The sequence below is a fragment of the Clostridium sp. K13 genome, assembly GCF_019734195.1.
GTDB lineage: Bacteria > Bacillota > Clostridia > Clostridiales > Clostridiaceae > Clostridium.
In genome coordinates, this window is record NZ_JAASHM010000009.1 from 75,757 (window position 1) to 98,684 (window position 22,928).

At 27.6% G+C, this 22,928-nt stretch carries 21 protein-coding genes and 1 pseudogene; all 22 read right to left on the bottom strand.

Going from position 1 to position 22,928, the window contains the following annotated elements:
• Positions 1–281: 281 nt before the first annotated feature.
• On the bottom strand, positions 282–1,685 hold the full coding sequence (locus HCG76_RS07570; RefSeq protein WP_221699610.1) for an MATE family efflux transporter: 1,404 nt from the start codon (positions 1,683–1,685) through the stop codon (positions 282–284).
• A gap of 180 nt (positions 1,686–1,865) precedes the next feature.
• Positions 1,866–2,261 carry an HsmA family protein gene (locus tag HCG76_RS07575; protein ID WP_221699608.1) on the bottom strand — a complete coding sequence of 132 codons (396 nt, stop codon included), beginning with the start codon at positions 2,259–2,261 and terminating at the stop codon, positions 1,866–1,868.
• Positions 2,262–2,292: 31 nt separating this feature from the next.
• The gene (locus tag HCG76_RS07580) at positions 2,293–2,724 is read right to left on the bottom strand and encodes a MarR family winged helix-turn-helix transcriptional regulator (protein ID WP_195988113.1); all 432 of its coding nucleotides are present in this window, start codon (positions 2,722–2,724) and stop codon (positions 2,293–2,295) included.
• Between the two features lie 18 nt (positions 2,725–2,742).
• Positions 2,743–3,204, bottom strand: a complete 462-nt coding sequence (locus HCG76_RS07585) for a hypothetical protein (RefSeq protein ID WP_221699607.1) — start codon at positions 3,202–3,204, stop codon at positions 2,743–2,745.
• 181 nt (positions 3,205–3,385) lie between these two features.
• Complete coding sequence (locus HCG76_RS07590) at positions 3,386–3,973, bottom strand: ECF transporter S component (protein ID WP_221699605.1); 588 nt, start codon at positions 3,971–3,973, stop codon at positions 3,386–3,388.
• Positions 3,974–4,183: 210 nt separating this feature from the next.
• Positions 4,184–5,002 (bottom strand): SDR family NAD(P)-dependent oxidoreductase, encoded by an 819-nt coding sequence (locus HCG76_RS07595; RefSeq protein ID WP_221699604.1) that lies wholly within the window; start codon positions 5,000–5,002, stop codon positions 4,184–4,186.
• A 151-nt stretch (positions 5,003–5,153) separates the two neighbouring features.
• Positions 5,154–6,506: a sensor histidine kinase gene (locus HCG76_RS07600; protein ID WP_221699601.1), complete on the bottom strand. Its 1,353-nt coding sequence runs from the start codon at positions 6,504–6,506 to the stop codon at positions 5,154–5,156.
• Between the two features lie 2 nt (positions 6,507–6,508).
• The gene (locus tag HCG76_RS07605) at positions 6,509–7,177 is read right to left on the bottom strand and encodes a response regulator transcription factor (protein ID WP_221699599.1); all 669 of its coding nucleotides are present in this window, start codon (positions 7,175–7,177) and stop codon (positions 6,509–6,511) included.
• A 14-nt stretch (positions 7,178–7,191) separates the two neighbouring features.
• On the bottom strand, positions 7,192–8,559 hold the full coding sequence (locus HCG76_RS07610; RefSeq protein WP_221699597.1) for a hypothetical protein: 1,368 nt from the start codon (positions 8,557–8,559) through the stop codon (positions 7,192–7,194).
• 227 nt (positions 8,560–8,786) lie between these two features.
• Positions 8,787–9,704, bottom strand: a complete 918-nt coding sequence (locus tag HCG76_RS07615; protein WP_221699748.1) for a tetratricopeptide repeat protein — start codon at positions 9,702–9,704, stop codon at positions 8,787–8,789.
• Positions 9,705–9,939: 235 nt separating this feature from the next.
• Complete coding sequence (locus HCG76_RS07620) at positions 9,940–10,701, bottom strand: SDR family NAD(P)-dependent oxidoreductase (protein ID WP_221699595.1); 762 nt, start codon at positions 10,699–10,701, stop codon at positions 9,940–9,942.
• A gap of 307 nt (positions 10,702–11,008) precedes the next feature.
• On the bottom strand, positions 11,009–11,272 hold the full coding sequence (locus HCG76_RS07625) for a hypothetical protein (RefSeq protein ID WP_221699594.1): 264 nt from the start codon (positions 11,270–11,272) through the stop codon (positions 11,009–11,011).
• Positions 11,273–11,371: 99 nt separating this feature from the next.
• Positions 11,372–11,521, bottom strand: coding sequence for a hypothetical protein (locus tag HCG76_RS07630; RefSeq protein ID WP_221699592.1), 150 nt, complete (start codon positions 11,519–11,521; stop codon positions 11,372–11,374).
• Between the two features lie 519 nt (positions 11,522–12,040).
• On the bottom strand, positions 12,041–13,018 hold the full coding sequence (locus tag HCG76_RS07635; protein ID WP_221699591.1) for a CgeB family protein: 978 nt from the start codon (positions 13,016–13,018) through the stop codon (positions 12,041–12,043).
• A 20-nt stretch (positions 13,019–13,038) separates the two neighbouring features.
• Positions 13,039–14,025 (bottom strand): CgeB family protein, encoded by a 987-nt coding sequence (locus HCG76_RS07640; RefSeq protein ID WP_221699590.1) that lies wholly within the window; start codon positions 14,023–14,025, stop codon positions 13,039–13,041.
• Between the two features lie 88 nt (positions 14,026–14,113).
• Positions 14,114–15,514 carry a vWA domain-containing protein gene (locus HCG76_RS07645; protein WP_221699589.1) on the bottom strand — a complete coding sequence of 467 codons (1,401 nt, stop codon included), beginning with the start codon at positions 15,512–15,514 and terminating at the stop codon, positions 14,114–14,116.
• Positions 15,515–15,517: 3 nt separating this feature from the next.
• Complete coding sequence (locus HCG76_RS07650) at positions 15,518–16,648, bottom strand: ATP-binding protein (RefSeq protein ID WP_221699588.1); 1,131 nt, start codon at positions 16,646–16,648, stop codon at positions 15,518–15,520.
• Positions 16,649–16,659: 11 nt separating this feature from the next.
• A complete protein-coding gene (locus tag HCG76_RS07655; RefSeq protein WP_221699587.1) occupies positions 16,660–17,475 on the bottom strand; it encodes a hypothetical protein in 816 nt (271 codons plus the stop codon).
• Between the two features lie 298 nt (positions 17,476–17,773).
• Positions 17,774–17,836: pseudogene (locus HCG76_RS19510) on the bottom strand (hypothetical protein); the annotation flags it as partial.
• Between the two features lie 2 nt (positions 17,837–17,838).
• Positions 17,839–19,641 carry a carbohydrate binding domain-containing protein gene (locus HCG76_RS07665; RefSeq protein WP_294173565.1) on the bottom strand — a complete coding sequence of 601 codons (1,803 nt, stop codon included), beginning with the start codon at positions 19,639–19,641 and terminating at the stop codon, positions 17,839–17,841.
• A 183-nt stretch (positions 19,642–19,824) separates the two neighbouring features.
• Positions 19,825–21,159, bottom strand: a complete 1,335-nt coding sequence (locus HCG76_RS07670) for an amidohydrolase (protein ID WP_221699585.1) — start codon at positions 21,157–21,159, stop codon at positions 19,825–19,827.
• 54 nt (positions 21,160–21,213) lie between these two features.
• Positions 21,214–22,926 carry an adenine deaminase C-terminal domain-containing protein gene (locus tag HCG76_RS07675; RefSeq protein ID WP_221699583.1) on the bottom strand — a complete coding sequence of 571 codons (1,713 nt, stop codon included), beginning with the start codon at positions 22,924–22,926 and terminating at the stop codon, positions 21,214–21,216.
• Positions 22,927–22,928: the final 2 nt, after the last annotated feature.

The window sequence follows — 22,928 nt, forward strand, 5'->3', positions numbered from 1 at the left end:
CTTTAGTCCCCCATTTCTTAAAACCACCACTTAAAACTTTATTGTTATTGTAATATTTCCTATATTTAATGCTATAAAAACATACCAGTAAAACCTTTATTATTTTTTACTATATATATATTACTAAATTTCAATATTTTTTACCAATTTTATTTATTATTTAATATTATTATTAAATAATAAATAAAAATACGTTGAACTAATATTAAGTTGTACAACCTATAATTCAACGTATTTTTATATAATTATTTAATTTTTAAAATTTTATTTTTAATATTAAACTAATTCATAACCTTATTGATTTCTAATGAATTATTATTTTTTTCATTATCTAAAATCTTTACTATTCTTTTCATTTTATTAAATACACTTATATATCCAGGTATTAAAAAGGCATCTGCTGCTATCCAGGCAATCGGACTCGCTAAACATACTGCAGTAAATCCAAACATAGGAACTAAAACAAAACCACATATTGCTCTAGCTATCATTTCACATACACCTGCACATATTGCAAAAGTTGAATATCCCATTCCTTGAATAGTAAAACGTACAACATTTACAAAACATAGTGGAATATAAAATGCTGCTGTTATTATTAACTGTTTATTTACCATTGAAAGCAACTCTACCTGACTTCCATCTACAAAAAGTAGTGCTATAGTTTTTCCAAACAAGATAGATATTAAAAACGCAAATATAGAATATATAGATCCTATTATTATACTTTTTTTAATTCCCTCATTTACACGATCCAATTTATTTGCACCAACATTTTGCCCTGCATAAGTAGCCATTGTAGATCCTAATGCGTCAAATGGACAACATAAGAACATAGAAATTTTTCCCCCTGCAGTAACTGCCGCAACTACAAGTGATCCTAATCCATTTACAGCCGTTTGAAGTATTACGCTTCCTATTGCAGTAATAGAATATTGTAAACCCATAGGAATTCCCATATAGCATAATCTTCTTATACAATGTCTATTAATTTTTAGTTCATCTTTTTCAAACTTAAGTATACTATATCTTTTTTTCATAAAAATCAAGCAACTTATTCCTGAAATCCCTTGTGATATAACAGTTGCCCAAGCCGCACCTGATACTCCCATATGAAAAACTATTATAAATACTAAATCTAAAATAATATTAAGTATTGAAGATATAAGTAAAAATATAAGTGGCGTTTTACTATCACCAAGTGATCGTATTATACCTGCTAATAAATTATATAGATAAGTAACTGGTATACCCAAAAATATAACAAATATATAACTATATGCTCCATCAATTATATCATTCGGTGTATTCATAAAAACTAAAATATTTCTACAAAATAAACAAACTATAAGTGTCATAACTAACGAAAACACTACTGTCATTACTCCACTATTGAATACATACTTACGTAAAAGTTTATAATTTCGTGCTCCAAACTTTTGCGCTACCGGTATTGCAAATCCATTGCAAACCCCCATACAAAACCCAATTATCATAAAGTTAATAGACCCTGTAGAACCAACCTCCGCTAAAGCACTAACCCCTAAATACCTTCCAACAATAATTGTATCAACCATGCTATAAAATTGTTGAAATAGCATTCCAAAAAGTAGGGGAATTGAAAATCCTAAAATAAGTTTAAATACATTTCCTTGTGTTAAATCTTTTACTTCATTTTTTCTCATAACTATTTCCTCTTCACATATTACTTTTCTAAAATATTACATTTTTCAAACTATATATTATTACAAATTCGAAGTAAACTCCATGTATTTTCTTATATTATTACCTGCTTTTTTTATAGTAAAATAACTCTGATAAAATTAAAATTTTATCAGAGTTATTTTAATTCTTTATATAATTTATTATGCACCCATTCCTATAATCATACCTATTACATAAGGAATAAGCCATATCGCCCATACAAGTATACTAAATTTATGGAATTTAGCCTTTTGTACATCATTACCTTTAACTAATACCCAAGTTGCCCAACCTGCATGAAATAACATTAAAACTATAGCTAAAAGTCCTGTAGCACTATGAAGCATCTGACTTGTTTTACTTATTGTTTCTACACCTGACTTTGCAATTTGTGACATTGTTAAAGTACCAGTTGTATCACATATTAATCCTATCCAAAATATAATTACATGTTTTTTTCCTAGTGTTTTTGCTTTTCTTTCTCCAAATACACCAATTGTATAAAATACTAATGCTAATGTTATAGTTATTATTGCAAATATTAAAATCCCATTCATTTTATTTTCCTCCATTATTTTTATAAATTAATTAGACTCTTTTTATCTTATTTCTTAAATCAATTAAATTTTTCTTTACTTCTTCAACTTCTTCTTCAGTAAAATTTTCAAATATCTTATCAAAGCTGTCATTTATAGTTTTTCTAAACTCTTTGGCAAATTCTTTTCCCTTATAAGAAAATGTAATATACGTATTTCTTTTATCCTCATCATTCTTGATCTTCTCTATATATCCCATACTTTCCATTCTTGAAACTATTCCTGAAACAGTTCCCTTTGCCAAATGCATTTCGTCACACAATTTAGATATAGTAACTTGTCCACTATGAGCAATTAATTTAATTATCATTATCTGTTGATGGGTTAACCCACTGTCCTTTAAGCTTTCACTTACTATCCCCATAGTACTTGAATAAATTTCTTTTATTAACATAGCAATTTCAAAGGAATCATATTGCTTCATAACCTCGTCCTCCAAACTTTAAACTGTATATTTTATTTTAGTATCTTCAAACTTTATAAAATTTATTATAAATAGAATACCTGCTAAAAATAATGCTGCTCCTAATCCAATATAAAATATACCAATATAAAAAGGATTAAAAATTCCACTACTTCTAACAATAATTCCGAATGTCATCATACATCCCATTATTATATATCCTTTCACATCAAAGAAAGAAAATACACATTGCTTTCTTAACTTACTATTTACTATTCTTTTTGTGTGTTTAACAGACATTTTTTTAAATATAAAGTTAAAGAATATAAAAAATATTATAAAAGAAATAGCTGTACTTATAATTACGCTTCCATTATATGATGATACATCTCCTTCTCCTAATGTAAAAACTCTAAATCCTGCTATTCCCCATACTAACCCTGCTACAAGTAGTAATGTTCTTTTACTAACTGCTAAAATTCCACTTTTAGATTCTTTCATAAATTATGCCTCCTTTAATAGTTCGCATACAAACCTTTTAGTTCCTATGCGAACTATTATACTACTATTAAAAAGCTTGTCAACTATATTAAGAAAAACATTTTATAAATGTGCTTATGGATAAGACTTCTCTATAAAATAAAAAAATACCTGCAAATTTTCAGGTATTTTAATAACTATATTAAACAGGTAATAATAATCCAGACTTCTTTAAAATTGGTCTTATAGCATTATATATAATTGCTACTAATATAACTGACACAACTGCATTTATAAATGTAGTAGCTGCACTTAGCTTAGCTAAAATCATAGCTGCATCCTGTGGTTGTCCTAAAATATATTGTTTATAAAAAAATCCCACAATAGGATCTGCAATTACATTAAAAGCAAGTCCTCCTATTGATGCAATTAAACTCCATTTAAAAATATATTTTTTATCATTACTTTCACTTATTTTAGCAATTTTATGTGCTATTAACCCTGTTATTAAGCCAATACACAATTTTAACACGAATGTTTTAGGTGCTACCAATATATATACAGGATCAAGCAAATCTGCAATTGTCATACCTATGGCACCTGCTAATCCTCCATACCACCCCCCAAGTAATAAAGCTGCTAAAACACAAAATGCATTCCCAATATGAAGTGAAGTAGCATCTCCACCTGGCACTGGAATTTTTATTTGTAAATAAGTAAAAGATACAAAGCATAATGCTGCAAGTAAAGCAGTTTGTATTAATTTTTTAAATCTTATTTGGTTATTCATTAATAATTGCCTCCTTAATTATAAAACGTTAAATCCATTTTATACCACCATCTCTATTTATGACAATTGTATCCATACAAACTCACTAATATATTCTTACTAAATTAAATATGTTTTCTTAAATAATAAAAGGAACAGTATAAAACCTTGTATAAAATCAAAGTTATCTACTGCTCCATTTATTTTAATTATATATAAATTTATTATTAACTAGAATGCTGTAAATCCACCATCTACAGGCATAAATATTCCTGTTACATTACTAGCTTCTTTTGATGCTAAGAATAAACATACATCTGCCACTTCTTCTGCCTTTGCAACTCTATTTTGTGGAGATACAGTTTTTCCTGATACTATTCCGACCTCTTGTTTAATTCCAGCTTTATCAGCTGCTTCTCTCTTAGACTTTAAGAATTCTAATGCTTCATGATACATTGGTGTATCTGTAGTTCCTGGATTAACTGCATTAACTCTTATTCCATTCTTAGCATAATCTAATGCCATATTTCTTGTTAATCCATTTAAAGCATGTTTAGATGTAACATATGCTGAATGTCCTGGGAATCCTGTTAATCCAGCTACTGATGAAACATTAACTACTGCTCCACCCTTATTATCTTTTAACATTTGTCCAATAAAGTTTTTAGACATATGGAATACTGTCATAACATTACAGTCAAATACTCTTCTAAACATTTCTTCTGGCATTTGATGTACTGGAGCTGGAATTCCTGTTATCCCTGCATTATTTATTAATATGTCAACTCCGCCGAACTTTTCTACTGCAGTATCTACAACCTTTTTACAGTTTTCAGCTACTGATAAATCTAATATTAAAAACTCTACATTTGGAGTTATTTCTCTAATTTCTGATAAAGTTTCCTTGCTCATTTCTTCTTTCATATCTGCTAAAACTAATTTAGCGCCTTCTTTGGCTGCTCTTAATGCAATAGCCTTTCCTATTCCACCAGCTGCACCTGTTACTATCATAACTAAATCTTTAAATCTGTTTTCTATAATACTCATCATTTCCTCTTAAATCCTCCTCTTTCTAGCTAAAAAAAGCTATAAGAGGCATTTTACTCCTTCTAGGAAATATATTCAATTATATATTAGTTAATATTTTCTTAACAAACTGTAAACCATTAAATATTTTATACTAAATAAACATTAACGTTTATTAATTCTTATCAAACTTTACAACAAATTCAATGTAATCTTTCTCTAAATTATAATATATATTAAAATTATTTTTTTCACATAATCTCTTACAAATGTATAATCCTAGTCCTGAACTAGATATTTGTCTATCTTTATTATCACCTTTTATAAATGGTTCAAGTAAAATATCCTTTATTTCATCTTTTATCTTATCAACACCATTATAAATTTTAAAATGACCCTTTCCTTCATCTATTCCTATTTCAATATTAATATCTTTAGTTGTTGAATACTTTAAACTATTTTCTATTAGATTAGTTAATACACTTTCAACCTCTTCCTTAATTACAATAATCTTAATTTCAGCCTTTTCACTTAAAGAGATATTATAACCTCTATCTCTAATTTGATTATGGAAAGCCTCTATAATCCTTTTAGTCATTTTATTAATATTTACTTCTTCAGAATATACTTGAACTAATGCTTCTTCTCTTGAAATCATTAGTAATTTTTCTACTAACTTATTCATCTTAATACTTTCTTCTTCAATTCTCTCTACAGCTCTAAGTACAAATTCATCTTCAAAATTCTCATCCTGTAACATTTGAGAATATCCCCTTATAGCTGTTAGAGGTGTTTTTAGTTCATGAGTTGCATTATTAAAAAACTCTTTAGTATTATTTTTCATTTCTACTATATTATTTTTCATATCATTAAAACCTTCAGTAATAATGCTAATATCATCTTTTGTTTCTATAGGAAGATTACTTACAACTTCTCCCCTTCCTAAAGAATCCATGGCTATTACTAATTTCTTTAATGGTTTAGTAGACTTATTTATTATTAAGTATATTACTATAAATAGAATAGACAGTAATATAGCTTCTGTCCCTATAACTATTTTTAAAACCCTATTGTTTGTCATAAAGATTTTAGAATAATCTTTCTGTATAATTAAATTATCTTCATGTTCACCATTAACATATAAGGGATAATATAAAGTTGCAAAAAACATATCATCATCACAACTTAATCTTAATAATGATTTATTATCACCTTCTAACCCCTTATACATTTCAATATCATCTTCATAGATAACTTGCCCAACATTCTCATCATTCCAACTAATATATATATCAAATAATGAACTTATTTTATTCAACGTAAGCCATGCATTATTAGTATTTTCTAATTTCACTAATGAAGAACAACTTTCTTTAGCATAAGTAATTATTCCTCTCATATCGTTATTTATATAATCTTCTAAATTATTATTTAAAACTATATTAATAACTATATATGAAATAGTTATTATTGATATTAATCCAGCAAATAATGCAGCTGAAATTTTTCCTTTTAAAGTTATCTTCATAATTACCTCATCACATATCCAACCCCAAATACTGTTTCTATTATAGATTGTCCTTTTTCCTCACCAAGCTTTTCTCTAAGCCTTCTTATATGAACATCTATAGTTCTATCATCTCCATAATAATCTATTCCCCAAACATTATTTAATAATTGCTCCCTAGAAAATACCATTTCTTTATTACTATAAAGCAACCAAATAATATCAAATTCTTTTTTACTTAACTTAATCACTTCTCCATCTTTTCTTACTTCTCTTTTTTGAATATCTATAAACAATCCTTTTTCAAGGTTTTTATTATTTTCTATAACTGCAGTATCTTCTAATCTTCTAAGAGCCACTTTAACTCTCATTTTTACCTCTCTAATATCAAAGGGTTTTGTTATATAATCGTCAGCTCCAATTTCCATACCATTAAGCTTGTCTAATATATTACTTTTTGCTGTAATCATAATTACACATGCTTTCTTATAAATCTCCTTACAAATTTCCTCACCTTTACCATCTGGTAGCATTAAATCTAATAAGACCAAATCGGGCTTAAAACCATCAAATAATATTAATGCTTCTCTAGCTGTAAATGCTGATACTACATCATATCCTTCTCTTTTTAAAGATGTTGTCAAAATATCATTTATTGATACTTCATCTTCTACTATAAGTATTTTCCTCATATTCCCCTTAATTTTTACCTTTCAATATTTAATTTAACAACATAATCTTTGTAACCATAAGGATAATAATATTCACTAAAATATTCTTCTGATCCATTTAGGCTCTCTGTAGCCTTAAACTGAATTATTAATTCTGTATCATCATCATTCATAAGCACATTATATATCCATATACAATCATCTTCTTTTACATCTAATTCAACTTTATGGTATATATCTATTCTATCATCTTTTAACTCTCCAATGTAGTATTCTTGCCCTTGCCCTTCCTGTTTACCTTTTTCGAGTAAGCATAGATTAGATTCTCTCCAGAATTCAACAACTTCAAAATTCTTACTATCACCTTGCATTATTCTTTCAATTGTTTTTACAGATGGTTTATATATAACTAATAATTCACTACTATCTTTTGCATTTTTCATAATTTTCTCATCATATAATGGCTTAAATGTAGTACTTCCATCTGAAATAAATGAATTTGATTTAAATTGATACATTAAAATAATTTCTCCATCTTTATTTATAGTAACTTGATTTTCATATAAAAGTGCTATTCCTGATAGATCTATTGTATCAAACTCTTTAAAATTAATTACATTATTCTTAAAGGTTAACTCATAAATAACTCCTATCTCATTAATAGCATAAAAGCTTTCTGTTACATTATCATATAATATGTCAATTATAAAGTTACATTCAGTACCTTTATCTTCATACTCATATACTTCTTTTGTAGTTAAATCTACAATTCTGATACTAACCAACTTTTCATCACCAAATGCATAATTATATAATGAATATCCAAAGTTATTATTTCCTTCAATTAATTTTTCAGTAGTTGTTTCCTTACCATCAGGTATATAGTACATTCTACCTAAATTTGATTCATATTTTTTTCTAAATAATGACTCAAATTCATTAGTTTCATAATTAAAGTAATTTACAGAATGTCTGTCTTCCCCAACCCATTCTGAATTTAACCCTTTAACACCTTCATCTTCGTTGTAAACAAGAATACTTTGCTCTGTTTCTTCTACCTCAAATTCATCATTAGCTACATATAACTTTTGATCTTCTCCTCTAATTTCTAAAGGTAAATTTACCATTGCCCCTATTCTATAAGGAGTAACTCTTTCATCTGATAAACTTCCATAAAGCTTTCCACTATTATAAAAGCCAAAATCAAATTTATATCCTTCTGGTACGATAAAATTAATTTCCTCTTGAGTTATTTTTATACTACTATTTGAACTATCCATAACATTTTCTTCAAATACAATTTCCTTACTTTTTAAACTGTTCCCTCCTCCATTTGCTGTACATCCTATATTTAATGTCATTGCTAATGCCATTAGTATTGATATAATGCTTTTTTTATTCATTATAACTCCCCCAATCTGTTAATTTATTTTTATTATAAAAGGAAGTTATTACAAAATTATTAAGAAATAATAAAAATATAATTTTATTAATATATAACAAAAGGAACATTTTAATTCATACAAATTAAAATGTTCCTTTTAATTATGCTATCTATATCTCTTCAATTAAATCATTATTTCTATTATTAGAATATCTTATTAACATAATATACGATTTTATTTATAAATTAACAAAATAACTTTGTATACCCTTCTAAAACTCTAATAGAATTAAGTTCCTCATCTTCCTTCATATACTCCTCAAAGAAGTCATTTAATTCTATAGACTTAAGAATATCATCTAAAGCTAATTCTAACTCATTAATTCCTACATAAAAACAAGCTCTATTATAATATAAGAAGCCTTCATCTTCATTATCTGCTATTCCGTCATTAATTATTTCAATAGCTCTTTTATAATCATTCTTTTCCCTATACATTACAGCATAATTTAAATAACTATATGGATAATAAGGATTTTGTTCTATCGATTTCTTATAATATTCTTCTGCTAATTCTAAATTCCCTAACTTTTTATTAAATACTCCCATATTAAAAAGTATTCTAAAATGATTTTTATCTATTTCAAGTGCTTTTTCCATATATTCTAAAGCAAGATTTATATCTCCTAATTCATCATAAATACATCCTAAATTAGCATTTGCCCATAAATCTTTTGGATTTAGCTTTAATACAGTTTTATAATTTTTTATAGCCTCATCTTTATTTCCTAATTCATCATAAGCATTAGCTAAAAAGAAATAAGCTTTTTCATATTTACTATCATTTTCAATAGCTTTTTTATAATACTCTATAGCTTCTTCATATAATCCGTCATCATCTAAAATAATTCCTAGGCCATAATATGCTATTGCATTAGTAGCATCTAATTCTAATACTTTTCTGTACATATTTTCAGCTAAATCAAAATTTGCTATTTTATCATAAAGAAATGCTAAATCTAAAATTAAATCTATATCTTCTTTTCCTTCTGGACAATTATATGCCTTTTTAAAGAATTTCAAAGCTTTTAAATAATTTTTTTCCGTCATAAAATTACGCCCTATTGATATGTAATTATCAAACATATATGTTTTTTCCAAAATATCTTCTCCCTCTTTAATACTCTATATACTTAACTAAATAAAAACTTCATTTTATTGATATAGTATCTTTTTATTACTATTTAAACATTTCAATTATAGCATAATGTATTGTTTTCATAATATATCTTTATCAACAAAATAATACTCTTCATATATAATAATAAAAAAATGAGGAGTCCTAAACATCTTAGTTTACAACCCCATACTTATGCTTCCTAAATATATATTATACCCTTTAGATTACAGTTGCTCCATCAACTGATAGGATAGCTCCACTAATATAACTTGCCATATCTGAAGCCAAGAATAAAAATGCATTTGCTATATCTTCAGCTTCTCCAAGTCTTCCTACAGGAACATTAGCAGCCATTGCTTTTATCATATTTTGATCAAGAGCTGCTACCATATCAGTTGCAATTATTCCTGGTGCAATTGCATTAACTCTTATTCCATCTGTGCCCAACTCTCTTGCTAATGATTTAGTTAATCCATTTACTGCAAATTTAGATGTTGGATATCCAACTCCAGACTTTTGACCATTTATACTTACTATTGAACTTGTATTTAAAATAACACCATAATTATTCTTCTTCATTTTTTCAGCTGCTATCTTACTACAATTAAATACAGCTTGCACATTTATATCAATAACATTTTCAAAATGCTTATCATCTTGATCATATATACTTACATTATCGCTTATACCAGCATTATTTATCAATACATCAATTTTTCCCCATTTATTTTCTACTTCATCCATCATTTTTTTTATATCTTCTATATTTAATAAATCTGTTGAAAATCCTAAAACTTCAAAATCAGAATTTATTTCTTTTAATTGTTCTAAAGCCTTATTTACTGTTTCTTCTCTAGAACCACACAATGCAACTTTTGCTCCATTTTCAAGAAAAGATTTTACTGTTGAAAACCCAATCCCTCTAGTACCCCCAGTTACTATAACTACTTTATTTTTTATACTTTTCTCTAATATCCCCATAACTTCTCTCCTTTTATTTATTTTTTATTATCTAATATTTATTATTATATAATAATTTTAAACAACTGTCATGTCTATTTAATTAAATATAATTTATCCAACTTTATATCTACTTATCCTAATATTTTTATCTATTTTTAATTATATTCTATCAATAAAAATACTATATTCATACTATATATAATAATTATTTTTATGAGGTTGATACTATTTATTATATTGATATTAATCCTAATGAAAACACTGATATAACTATTCCTATTTCAATTACTAATGCTACTATAAGAACAAATGGCATTGGAGATTATTATGGTAAAATTGTTGTTGCTTCTAATAGGACTTCTCCCCTTACTCTTACTATTGATAACTTAATATTTGGAAATGGCACTTCTACTTCAGGCTTTATTGATTTTGGCAACAACAACTCATATACTTTAGGTAAAAATATATTAATTTTTTCTAGTACTAATGCTATAAATAATATTACTCTTAATGAACCAGCAATTAGAGTTGCTTCTAATACTTCCCTAATAATAACATCTACATCAAGCTCATCAACCCTAACTTGCACTGCATCAGATCATGGTTCTGGAATAGGCTCAGGTGAATCTGAAACTCCTGGAAGTATTGTAATTGAAGGTAATGGCACTATTAATTCTACTGGTGGAAGTTATGCTGCTGGTGTTGGCGGCGGTGCTAACGGTAATGGCGGAACAATTTCACTATTACAAATATATCCTGGTGAATTAAATGCCATTGGGGGATTAAAACTACCAGAAACTTTATCTCCTAATAATATTGCTGATGGTGGTGCTGGCATCGGTGGTGGTAGTTATTGCGATAGTGGAGTAATATTAATAAATTCTTCTGCCAATATAACTGCAGTTGGAAATGATGGTGGTGCTGGCATTGGTTCTGGATATGGTGGTGATACTATAGATATATCAATTAATCTATTAGCTCCAGGAACTATAAATGCTACTGGTTTACAATACGTATCTGGTATCGGCTCTGGTTCATCCCTCCATAATTCTGGTACTGCCTGTGTCGAAAGTAATTCTGGTGGAAGCAGTAGAAATATAACTATTCGCGGTACAGGTATTATAAACGCTTATGGCGGTAGTGATTCCCCTGGTATTGGTGGTGAAAATTCCTGTATAACAATTTTAGAAGGTATAAATATTAATGCATATTGGCGGAAAAAATACTGCTGAAGCAACAGACATAGCTATCTCTAACTTGACTAAACGACATTTTAATCTAGTTACAATTAGTGAGATATTAAAATAAAAGTTGCTATATATTTCTATAGCAACTTTTTTTCTTATAAATAAATTTATTAAATTATCTTATTATATTTTAATATCCCTATTATATACTTAGCTTTTTCTTTATAGGTATAATCACTTATATATTCTCTTCCACAATTTGATATTTTCACTCTTTCAGCTTCATTATTTAAATAATATTTTACAAGATTTAAGGTCTCTTCTTGTGATGATGTTGTTATTAATTGTTTCTTAGACTTAAACATATTATTAATTGCTTTTGTATTATTTGTTAAAAGAAATCCTCCTGAAGCTAATATTTCATAAGTTCTTTGTGTAAGTTGATTATCATAATTTTGTAATCCTAGTATTACTTTAGACGAACAATAAACTTTATTTGCATCCTTATATTCTAAATACCCATGCAACCAGTCTTTAGGTATATTATAATTAAAATATGAATTCATTTTATCCCAATCATGTCCCCAAAAATCAACTCTAATATTATTTCTTAGTAAAGGAGTTATTAGAGTTTCTATAGATTTATTTCTATAATGAAGGGGATAATTTTTCAGCACCTTCGGATACGCATTAGCTACTATAGCAATTGAACTACTATATCTCTCATCAACTTGTATTGGTGTATGGATTTTAGGTGCTATTCCAAAATCCATATAGGCACAACTAAGTCCTAATCTCTTAAAATCATTCACTGTATCCTGTGATATACTAAATATAAAATCTGGTTTTATCCTTTTAATCAACGGTAATGAAAATGAATATGTGAATGCTGGATCTTCTATAGACCAATACACATGAGGTACTTTTGAAAATTTTGAACAACGTCTAAGAATGTCTTGATTTTCTACACTTTGCTCTCTTCCCCATCCTATACTCATTAAAAAATCTGGATTAAAATTATTTATTTTAATCTTTATTTTATCCTCATCTATCGTATCTGTAATTTCCACTTCATGCCCTGCGTCTATAAACCCTTCTGGAAATGTATACCTCCAAATAGTACCAGTAAGAAAAAATAATATTTTCATTCAATACCCCCTCTTTTCAACTAATTAAGCTCATTAGAAAGCATTCCTTCTTTTTTTAAAATCTCAATTGCATGTATAGCCCTATTTTTATAGCTATACTGTTTTACAACCTTTTGAGCTAATTCTCGTATTTTTTTTCTTTCATCACTATTATGTAAATAATATTTCACTGCATCCAATGTTTCTTCTGCTGATGAAGATATAATTAACCCTTCCTTATTTTTAAATCTTGCCATTATCTCTGGTGTATTATTAGTTATTAAAAATCCCCCTGACCCTAAAATTTCATAAGTCCTTTGAGTAACTTGCTTATTCTGTAACCCAATAACAATATCTGCTGAGCTATATACTTTATTTGCTTCAATATATGGTAAATATCCATGAATATATTCTTTAGGTATACTAAAATCTAAAATTTCACTCATCTTTTCCCAGTCTCTCCCCCAAAAATCAACTCTTATATTATTTTTTAATAAGGGAACTATTAAGGTATTTAATGAATGCTCTCTGAAACAATTAGGATTCTCTTTTATAAATTCATAATAAGCATTTGCAACTACAACAATTGAAGTTTTGTATTCTTCACAAATATCAACTTTTTTATGAATACTTTCATGATATCCAAATTCTAAGTGACCAACTTTGAAACCTAACTTTTTATAATAATCAATTCTTCTTTTACATATAGTAAATATAAAATCTGGCCTTAATCTTTTTATTATTGGCAATGTTATACTATATGTATAGGCTGGATCTTCCGTAGCCCAATATATTATAGGAATTTTTAGAGGTCTAATATATTTATTTATTAAACCTATTTTTATTGGTTTTATTTCATTACTAATTGCCATCGTAACTACTAAATCAGGTTTAAATTCAGACAATATTTTAGAAAGGGAATCTTCTGTTAATTCTCCTGAGATCCTCACATCATTCCCTAAATCTTTAAATCCATTTGGAAGTCCATTAATCCATGCCTGCGAACTCTCTAAAAAAAGGACTTTCATTCTATACACCACTTTAAAATATTTATAATAATAATATATGCCTGATTAAAAAATCTGTTTTTTAATCAGGCATACTCTATATCATTATTTAAAAAATAGGTTCTTGGTTATTCATTGAATATCCATCATTTCTAACATCTTTCATATCAACAACTGTATCTTTAACTTCTACCTTACTAAGCTTTTTAACAGCACCATAAGGTTCTTTTAAGGAAATTGTATCTCCTCTTCCTGAAATAACCCATAATGTCCTATACCCTCTAGGTATAACCCCTAGTTTTTCTTCACCTTTACCATCAGTGAAATATATTAATAAATTTATATTTTTATTATTTGCATATTCAATTGCTGGGGTAAATTTAGTACCTCCACCTGCTGAACATCTTTCTTTTATATCTCTTATAGATTTTACCTTATATGCACGTTTAACTTCATTATCACACTCTATAATAGTAATTTCATGATTATAGTTTTTTACAATAGCAAGAACCTCTTTAACAGCTTGTTTAAACTCTTCATCACTAATACTACCACTTATATCAATAGCTACAGCTATTTCTGCCTTATGATTTCTAAGTTCACCTCGTAAATCTAATCTATTAGGCTGTCTTCTATTTCTTCTAGTTATAGTTTTCTTTTTATTACTTTCTACAGTTCCCATTAACTTCTTAAGATATAAATTCCAAGGCAATTCACCCTTGCTATTTTTTAAGGCTGAAATCATACCTTCTAGGTAAATAGGAAGTTTGCCTTTTTCAGCATTGCTTACAAATTTCTCTGTAAACTCCTTAAGCATTTTTTCATCTAACTCTTCATATTCATCCCATATATCATGAGTTTTTTCTGGATTATATCCACTATTATCTTCCCAGCTATCATCTAGCTCACCTTCATCACTTTCTTCTAATACATTTAACATATTTTGTATATTCTCAGCATAATATTCAAAAGTATTATAAGGCTCTAAATTTAGTTCATATTTTAAATTTATACCTTTTAAAGTAATAGCATATGGAGGTAAATTATTTAAATACTGATTTACAACTATATCCATTGCTAAATTAATTGCAAGTGTACTAAACTTTCCCTTTAACTCCTTTGCTCTTATTAAATGTAAGGATAATATATGATGAATTTCATGTTTAATAGTACTTTCCATTTGCTTTATATTAAGCTGTAAAAATATTATTGGATTAAAATAAATAACATACTTAGCCCCTTTAAAATTCACAGCAGTTGGACTGCTTATATCAAATCGTATTTCTCGTCCCATTTGAAATAAAAAGTATCCATAAAAGTTATCCTTTTCTTCCATAAGACTTAAGTTTACTTTATCTATTAGTTTAAAAAACTCCTCTTCAAATTCTTTTGCTATATCTATATCAAACTTCTCACCATCTCTAAGGGCCTTAAACATATAAGATACATTAATAAATTCTTCTGCCTTTTTATAAAGTTCTTTTTTTGCTATTTCAAAATAACTTTCCATACACTATCCCCTTATTGAACTATAAGATTCAAAATACGCTTCTACAAACTCCTCATTTTCTAAAGCTTCTTTATAAGTCTTAGGATAATTATTCTTCATATCCTTCATAACTCCAACCATTAAATCTATAGGATAATCCTTTAAAAATTCTATTAATCTATTTATATAATAAGTTGATTCATATGGATTATTTTCTATACTTTCTTCTAAAGATTTTAAAATATTAATAGCACTTAAATATAATCTTGTATGACTTTCATTTTTAACTTTTTCTATAACTTCTTCACTTAAAGTATCTCCTGAAAAAACTTCATCAAAAGCTATTAATGCATTATGTTCTGACTCTACAAATGTTACAAATTCTTCTGCTATAACTTTTCCTACATTCCCCCTTATAACATTTAAAAATACTGCTCTTGGAATAGTATCCTTTTTATCCTTATAAAGCTTATAAGCTTTTGAAACTCTTTCATAACTTCTTGGCGTTGCTCTTACATCATCTTCATTTACTTTATTTAAATATTCTGGGAACGTTGAAATAAACTCTATTACCTTTTGTTCAATTCCAGCTTCTATTGCCCATTTTAACCATGCTGAATGATCACTTTCCATATTAAGCCATACAAATCTATTTTCTTGGGCTGCATCCATATCTACTACTTGATAATCAAAATCTGATCCATATTTACTTGATGGATTCATTGCTGCTAATATTTTTACATTTTCATGTAATTTATACCCATTAATTTCTCTATTTAATATTAAGTTCATTAACTCTTGCTGTACTGTATGTTCACAACGATTTATTTCATCAATAAATAAAAGAACCTTTCTTCCCTTTGAAATTTCTTCATCGATTTCTCTAAGCTTTGTATGTACAGCATATATAGTTGTTTTCTTTTCAATATTATTTCCATTAGAATCTATTGAAAAATATGATTCTACTGTTGGCAATCCACCTATTTCTCCTTCTTTTAAAAGATTACCATCTATAACAATTAAACTTAAATTATTTTCCTTTGCTAATCTATTTGCTAAAGCAGTTTTCCCTATTCCACTTTCCCCAACTACTAAAGGTACTTCTCCTGTAGCTAATACTAATTCAACACTTCTTAAAGTATCTATAAAATTCATTTTATTTCCCCCTACATCATCTTTAGTTTTTCATCTACAGCTATTTTTTTAGCTTTTTTGCTTCCATACTTATAGATAAACATAACTTTATCCATAGATAAAACATCACATTCTCTATCAATAACACTACAATTTAAAAAATCTCTTACATACTTTTCTTCTATATCTTCTTTAGATAATGCTTCTTTTAATATCTCTTCAAATTCCATTTGTGATATTTGAGATAATAAATTTCTAGTTACATATCTAATAACTAAAATATTTTCTTTTAAAAAGCTTAATATTTTTTCTTTATCTAAGTTTATTATAAACTTTACTGCTGCTTCATTATTTTTAATAGCAATAACCTCTGCTTTGTAGCTAGGTTCATTTATATACCTTAATGCATCATAACTTATACTTACAGCTTCTATTTGAACACTTTCGTAAGGTTCCTTTATATATTTTATTGAATCATAGTCTTTTTTTACTGCTAGTAATTGTACTTCTTTACTAGGATTCTTAGCATATCTAATAGCCCATCCTCTTTGCTCTATAGCTAATTTAAGAACAGCTTCAGTTGGATTTTTTATATAATTTAAATTACTCCATCCATTTTCTACAGCTTTTATCATCATTTCTTCTGTTGGCTCTTCTATAAATTCAATAGCTCTAGGATTATTTTCCATAGCTATCTCTTTCATTTCTAGTGTTGGATTTTTTATATATCTCAATAAAAGCCCATTTTGCTTTATTGCTAATAACTTCATTTCATCAGTAGGATTATCTATATTTTTTATAATAATAGGATTAGTCTTTATCATTTCAATAACTTTTGATTCTTCCATAATATTTCCCTTTACTTTCATTATTAATTGTAATTTTTATTTAATAATAATTATTACCTATATTTATTATAATACTTTTTTGAAAATTTTAAAGTAGATAAATATAGTAGGATTTATTATTTTTTTATTATAACCATAATTAACTCTTATACTTGCTTATATGTAATCTAATTATACATATCATATTAATTTATCCTATGAATGATCCATTTTAATATTCCACCTAACTCTTAGAATTCAATTTATTATTCTAAATAAAAAAAAAGGATTAATTAAAATCCTTCTTTCTTATAAATGATTATTTATTCTTTTTCTTTGAAAATACGCATCCTACTGCCCCTATAGCTAAACCTAGTAATGCTACTACTCCTGATGAAGTTCCTCCAGTTTGAGGTAATTTACCATTACCATTTCCTGAATTATTATTTCCACCATTATTCCTATTTCCATTGTTTCCGTTATTTCCTTGATTATTATCTTCTGGTAATGTGAATTATCAGATTCTGTTGATACAAATGGACCAAATCCAAAATCAACATTTTCAAAGTCATCATAGAAATAATGTTCTCCTTGATCTGTAATTCCATTAAGCTTCATTATTCTTACACCATCTAAGTTAGCCCATGAATTACCTGCACCACCGGCAACCTTTAAAGATACCTTTGCAGTACTTTCTCCTTCTGGAACAGTAAAGTTTACTCTTACTCTTTGATAATTTGTCTTATTTTTATCTGTATGATGAACACCAAACACTACATTAGTACGATCTGTATAGTTTGAAACCTCTTCACCATTAGCATTTTCAACACTTAAAGTTACTTTTCTTCCATCACTAACTTCTACCCAAACTGAAGCTGAATAACTTTGTCCTGGTACTAAACCTGTTGCTGTTTGAGTTATTGTAGCATCATTTTCACCTTCAACTGTTAAATGGCTATTTGCCTTAGCATTAGTAACAGGACTAAACTCTCCGTTTACAAAATAATCAAAAGTAGCATTGGAGTAATTTCCTGGATATCCCCAGTTTCTTAATCCAATTTTTCCTGCTGTAGTTTTAATTCCTGATACTATACCTTCATATACCTTTTCATCATCTATTAATACAGTGATATATTCTCCTGCATATTTTACTGATAATTTATATTCTCTTCCTTGTTCCAATACCTTAGTAAATGGAAGCTTACCATTATTGCTACCATTTAACCATACCCATGTTCCATCAACATCATAACCAATACCAGCAAAATTATTTGCATCTTCATATCTAAATAATACTCCAACACGACCTGCATGATTATTCACTGTAATTTTTGTTTCTACAAATCCATCCTTTATTACAGGTGTATTTTTATCGCTTGAAATTGTATTTGAGTTATTTCCATCTGCTTGTGCTGTTAATTTTCCATTAGCTGCACTTATTGCTCCATCTCCAGATTTTACTTCCCAACCTCTAGTATCATCATCATCAAATGACACTAAATAGTGACCATCTTCAGTTTGCTCTGGTGCCTTTTGAGAATAATATCTTATATTATCATAGTTAGCATGAGAATAGTTATCTGTATATTCCCACTGTCTAAAACCGAATTTACCACCTTCACTATCAACTAAAGTATTTCCTGAATATAATAAACTTCCATCCACATATAATTCTAATAATGTTCCTGCAAATACTAATTTCATTTTATAAGTTTGTCCATTATTAAGATTAATACCATTTTGAACCAATACTGTTTCTGATTCTTTCCCATTAGTAACAGTCTTTAAAACCCACTTCCCAGATACATCATAACCTACCATACTATAATTATTAGTATCTACATATCTAAAAACTAACCCAAGTCTTCCTGCATGGCTTTTTACTTTCATATCTAGCTCTAATACACCGTCTTTTATAACCGGTGAATTATTGTCAACGGCTAAAGTGTATTGACCTTGATCTGGCCAATTAGCTGCTTGAATTTCAAGGCCACCATCAACATGAGATATAATTCCCCCACCATAAACTTTGTCTATACCTTCTATACCATCTTCAAAATCTTCTAAATACTGCTGTTCAATTGTAGCAGCTTGTACAACACTACTTAAATTGGATACCACCCCAGTTACAGTAAATGTTGCTGCTAATAATAAACTTATCTGTGCCTTAATAAATTTTGATTTCACTTAACCCCCTTTTATTGTAATTCTTTTCATTTAGATTGTAATTCATTTTATAACTATTTTGTCCTAATAGCAATTTACTTATAATTGATTATTTTAAATAATCAATTATAAGTAAATTTTCAAAAAAATCAGCTATATTATTAAATATGACAATTTATTATTAACTTTTTATTTATATAAAAATTATAGTTCTTTTGCAATTATATTTATTTTATCTTTTAACCCTAATAAATCTCGTCTAATTTTATCAAAATCACCACTTACTAACATTTTGTTTTTAACAACTATTTTTCCATCAACAACTACAGTATCAATATTACTAGCATTTGCAGAATAAACAATAGCTGCATAATAATCATATATTGGTTGCATATTTACTGACTTAGTTTCTATTAATGCTAAATCCGCTTTCTTTCCAACCTCAATTGAACCAACTTCTTTATCTAATCCCAATACCTTTGCTCCACCAATAGTTCCCATTTCTACTAAATCTATTGATGGTAGTACTGATCTATCATTATTAAACAACTTATGAATCTTCCCAACTTGAACCATTTGCCCAATTATATCTAAAGTATTTCCACTCATAGGTCCATCAGTTCCAAGACCTATATTAATACCTTCTTCTTTCATTCTTATTATTGGTGCAACCCCTTTTGCTCCCTTAGCATTAGCACCTATATTATGAGATACCCCTACCTTATTATCCTTTAATATTTTTATATCATCTTCATTTACTAATACCGTATGTGCTGATATAAAATTAGAATCTAATATCCCTAATTTATTTAAATATTGAACAGGTGTAAGATTGTACTTATCCATACACTCTTTATATTCATAGTCCATCTCTGCAACATGCATTGTCATTGGAACATTATACTTTTTACTTATTTCATATGCCCTCTTTAATGATTCATCATTATTTGTATATGGTGCATGTGGTGCTATACCTGGAATTATAAGATTATCATTTTTCCACTTTTCAATAAACCTTCTTGAATAATCTAATCCGCCAAAAGGCTCTTTAGCATCAGGTGCAGGAAAGTTTACTATTGTTTCACATAATATCCCCCTCATATTAAGCTCTTTAGAAGCCTTGGCAACTTCATCTTCAAAATAATACATATCACAAAAAGTAGTTACCCCACCTAATAGCATTTCTGCTATAGCATATTTAGCGCCAATATAAGTTAAATTTTCATCTACTAACTTTTGTTCTAAAGGAAATAAATATCTCTTTAATCTATCCTTATAATCATCAGCTAAACTCCTAAATGGAACCATAGAAGCATGAGTATGACAATTTATCATTCCTGGCATTAATATACCTTGTTCACCATCTATAATTTCAATTTCATAATTATATTTATTTATAAAATTTTCTTTTCCCTTATTATCACCAACATAAATTATTTTATTTTCTTCAAATACTACTACTCCATTTTCTATAATATCTCTATTTTCATTCATAGTAATAACTGTAGCATTTTCAACTATAGTAATCTTCTTTTTCATTTTAAATTCTCCAATCTGCAGTAAAAGACTATGCACATACATAGTCTCTTTTACTTATTTAAATAGTGATACAACTTTACAATTTTTCACATCAATAAGTCCTTTATCTGTAATTTTTATAGCTGGACTTACTGGCAAAGATAAGGTGCTAAATGACATTATTTCATTCATATGATTATATCCTAATTCTTTCATAGCACTTCTAACTTCACCTAATTTTTCTCCTACAACTTCGATTGGTTCATCACTAACTATTCCACCTATAGGTAACTCTAATTTTGCTAATACATTATTATCCTTTACAACAATATATCCTCCATTAAAGTCTATTAACTTATTAACGGCTAAAACCATATCTTCAACATTTCTTCCCATAACCATAACATTATGATGATCATGAGCCCAAGTTGTAGCCACTGCTCCTTCTTTAATAATCTCACCTTTTACTAATCCAAAGGCTACATTATTATTTTTTCCGTATCTTTCAAAAACAGCAATTAAAGCACAATCACTATTTTCCCATTTTAAAAGATTATTTACTACATCCAAAGAAACTTCCCCTTCTTCTGTAAATGTAGTGTTCTTCATAATATTCATAGTTCTGCAAGTAACTTTATTATTATTATTATGGTTTTTGGGTACCTTAACTAATAAATGTTCCTTAGTAATTTGATTGAACTTTATACTATTATAAAATTTCTTATGAAAATTACTTTTTTTCATAAAATACTCTTCTTTTAAGCCGTTATACTTATTAAATACAACTTCTCCATTTTTATATACTTCATAAATATTAATTTTTTTTATATCATCAAGTAAAATAAAATCTGCTATTTTTCCTGGCGCTATTGTTCCTCTATCAAAAAGTCTCATTCTTTTTGCAGGAGTGTAAGTAGCTACATATATTGCATTTTCTATAGTCATCCCTAATTTTACAGCTTCTTTTACTAATTCATTAAGATGTCCTTTAGTTAACTTATCAGCCATAACATCATCTGTAGCTAATGCAAAATGTTCATATAAATTATTTTCCACTAAAAACTTAATATTTTCTGTAGTCATTGATTTATGTTGCATTTCAATAAACATACCATTTCTAATTTTTTCTTCAAGAGATGCTACTGACTGTTGTGTGTGATCTCCATCAACACCTCTATAAATATAAAATGATAAGTCAACTCCATCTATTTTAGGACAATGCCCTTCTAATGGAATCTTCTTATCCTTACTAATATTAATAATATTATTTATAGCTGAATTTTCATCTTCTATTAAGTCTTTAAAATTCATTACTTCCCCAAGGCAAATTATATTTTCATAAGATAATAATTCTTCTACTTCATTAACAGTTATTTCTCCTCCAGTAGTTTCTAAATCATTGCAAGTTGAAGGTACCGAACTTGGTATACCATAAAAAATATCAAGCTTTTCTTTAGACTTAATAAATTCCTTTATTCCTTCAATTCCAAAAACATTTGCAATTTCATGGGGATCAGCTACAACTGTAGTGACCCCCTGTTTTATTGCAGCTTTAGAAAATTCACTTGGAATTGTCATTGAGCTTTCTATATGCATATGTATATCTATCAATCCTGGAATCATGTACTTATTATTACCATCTATAATATTTTTAGAAGTTAACCTTTCTTCATAATTACTTCCTATATGAAGAAATTTCCCATCATTTATTACAACATCACCTTGTATAAACTTTTTAAAATAACTGTTATATACATTTAAGTTTTTAATAATTAATTGTACTTCCATTT

Excerpts from the sequence above, each read along its gene's own strand:
- HCG76_RS07570 (WP_221699610.1), bottom strand. The coding sequence starts at position 1,685 with ATGAGAAAAAATGAAGTAAAAGATTTAACACAAGGAAATGTATTTAAA.
- HCG76_RS07575 (WP_221699608.1), bottom strand. The coding sequence starts at position 2,261 with ATGAATGGGATTTTAATATTTGCAATAATAACTATAACATTAGCATTA.
- HCG76_RS07580 (WP_195988113.1), bottom strand. The coding sequence starts at position 2,724 with ATGAAGCAATATGATTCCTTTGAAATTGCTATGTTAATAAAAGAAATT.
- HCG76_RS07585 (WP_221699607.1), bottom strand. The coding sequence starts at position 3,204 with ATGAAAGAATCTAAAAGTGGAATTTTAGCAGTTAGTAAAAGAACATTA.
- HCG76_RS07590 (WP_221699605.1), bottom strand. The coding sequence starts at position 3,973 with ATGAATAACCAAATAAGATTTAAAAAATTAATACAAACTGCTTTACTT.
- HCG76_RS07595 (WP_221699604.1), bottom strand. The coding sequence starts at position 5,002 with ATGATGAGTATTATAGAAAACAGATTTAAAGATTTAGTTATGATAGTA.
- HCG76_RS07600 (WP_221699601.1), bottom strand. The coding sequence starts at position 6,506 with ATGAAGATAACTTTAAAAGGAAAAATTTCAGCTGCATTATTTGCTGGA.
- HCG76_RS07605 (WP_221699599.1), bottom strand. The coding sequence starts at position 7,177 with ATGAGGAAAATACTTATAGTAGAAGATGAAGTATCAATAAATGATATT.
- HCG76_RS07610 (WP_221699597.1), bottom strand. The coding sequence starts at position 8,559 with ATGAATAAAAAAAGCATTATATCAATACTAATGGCATTAGCAATGACA.
- HCG76_RS07620 (WP_221699595.1), bottom strand. The coding sequence starts at position 10,701 with ATGGGGATATTAGAGAAAAGTATAAAAAATAAAGTAGTTATAGTAACT.
- HCG76_RS07630 (WP_221699592.1), bottom strand. The coding sequence starts at position 11,521 with ATGCCAGCACCACCATCAGCAATATTATTAGGAGATAAAGTTTCTGGT.
- HCG76_RS07635 (WP_221699591.1), bottom strand. The coding sequence starts at position 13,018 with ATGAAAATATTATTTTTTCTTACTGGTACTATTTGGAGGTATACATTT.
- HCG76_RS07640 (WP_221699590.1), bottom strand. The coding sequence starts at position 14,025 with ATGAAAGTCCTTTTTTTAGAGAGTTCGCAGGCATGGATTAATGGACTT.
- HCG76_RS07645 (WP_221699589.1), bottom strand. The coding sequence starts at position 15,514 with ATGGAAAGTTATTTTGAAATAGCAAAAAAAGAACTTTATAAAAAGGCA.
- HCG76_RS07650 (WP_221699588.1), bottom strand. The coding sequence starts at position 16,648 with ATGAATTTTATAGATACTTTAAGAAGTGTTGAATTAGTATTAGCTACA.
- HCG76_RS07655 (WP_221699587.1), bottom strand. The coding sequence starts at position 17,475 with ATGGAAGAATCAAAAGTTATTGAAATGATAAAGACTAATCCTATTATT.
- HCG76_RS07670 (WP_221699585.1), bottom strand. The coding sequence starts at position 21,159 with ATGAAAAAGAAGATTACTATAGTTGAAAATGCTACAGTTATTACTATG.
- HCG76_RS07675 (WP_221699583.1), bottom strand. The coding sequence starts at position 22,926 with ATGGAAGTACAATTAATTATTAAAAACTTAAATGTATATAACAGTTAT.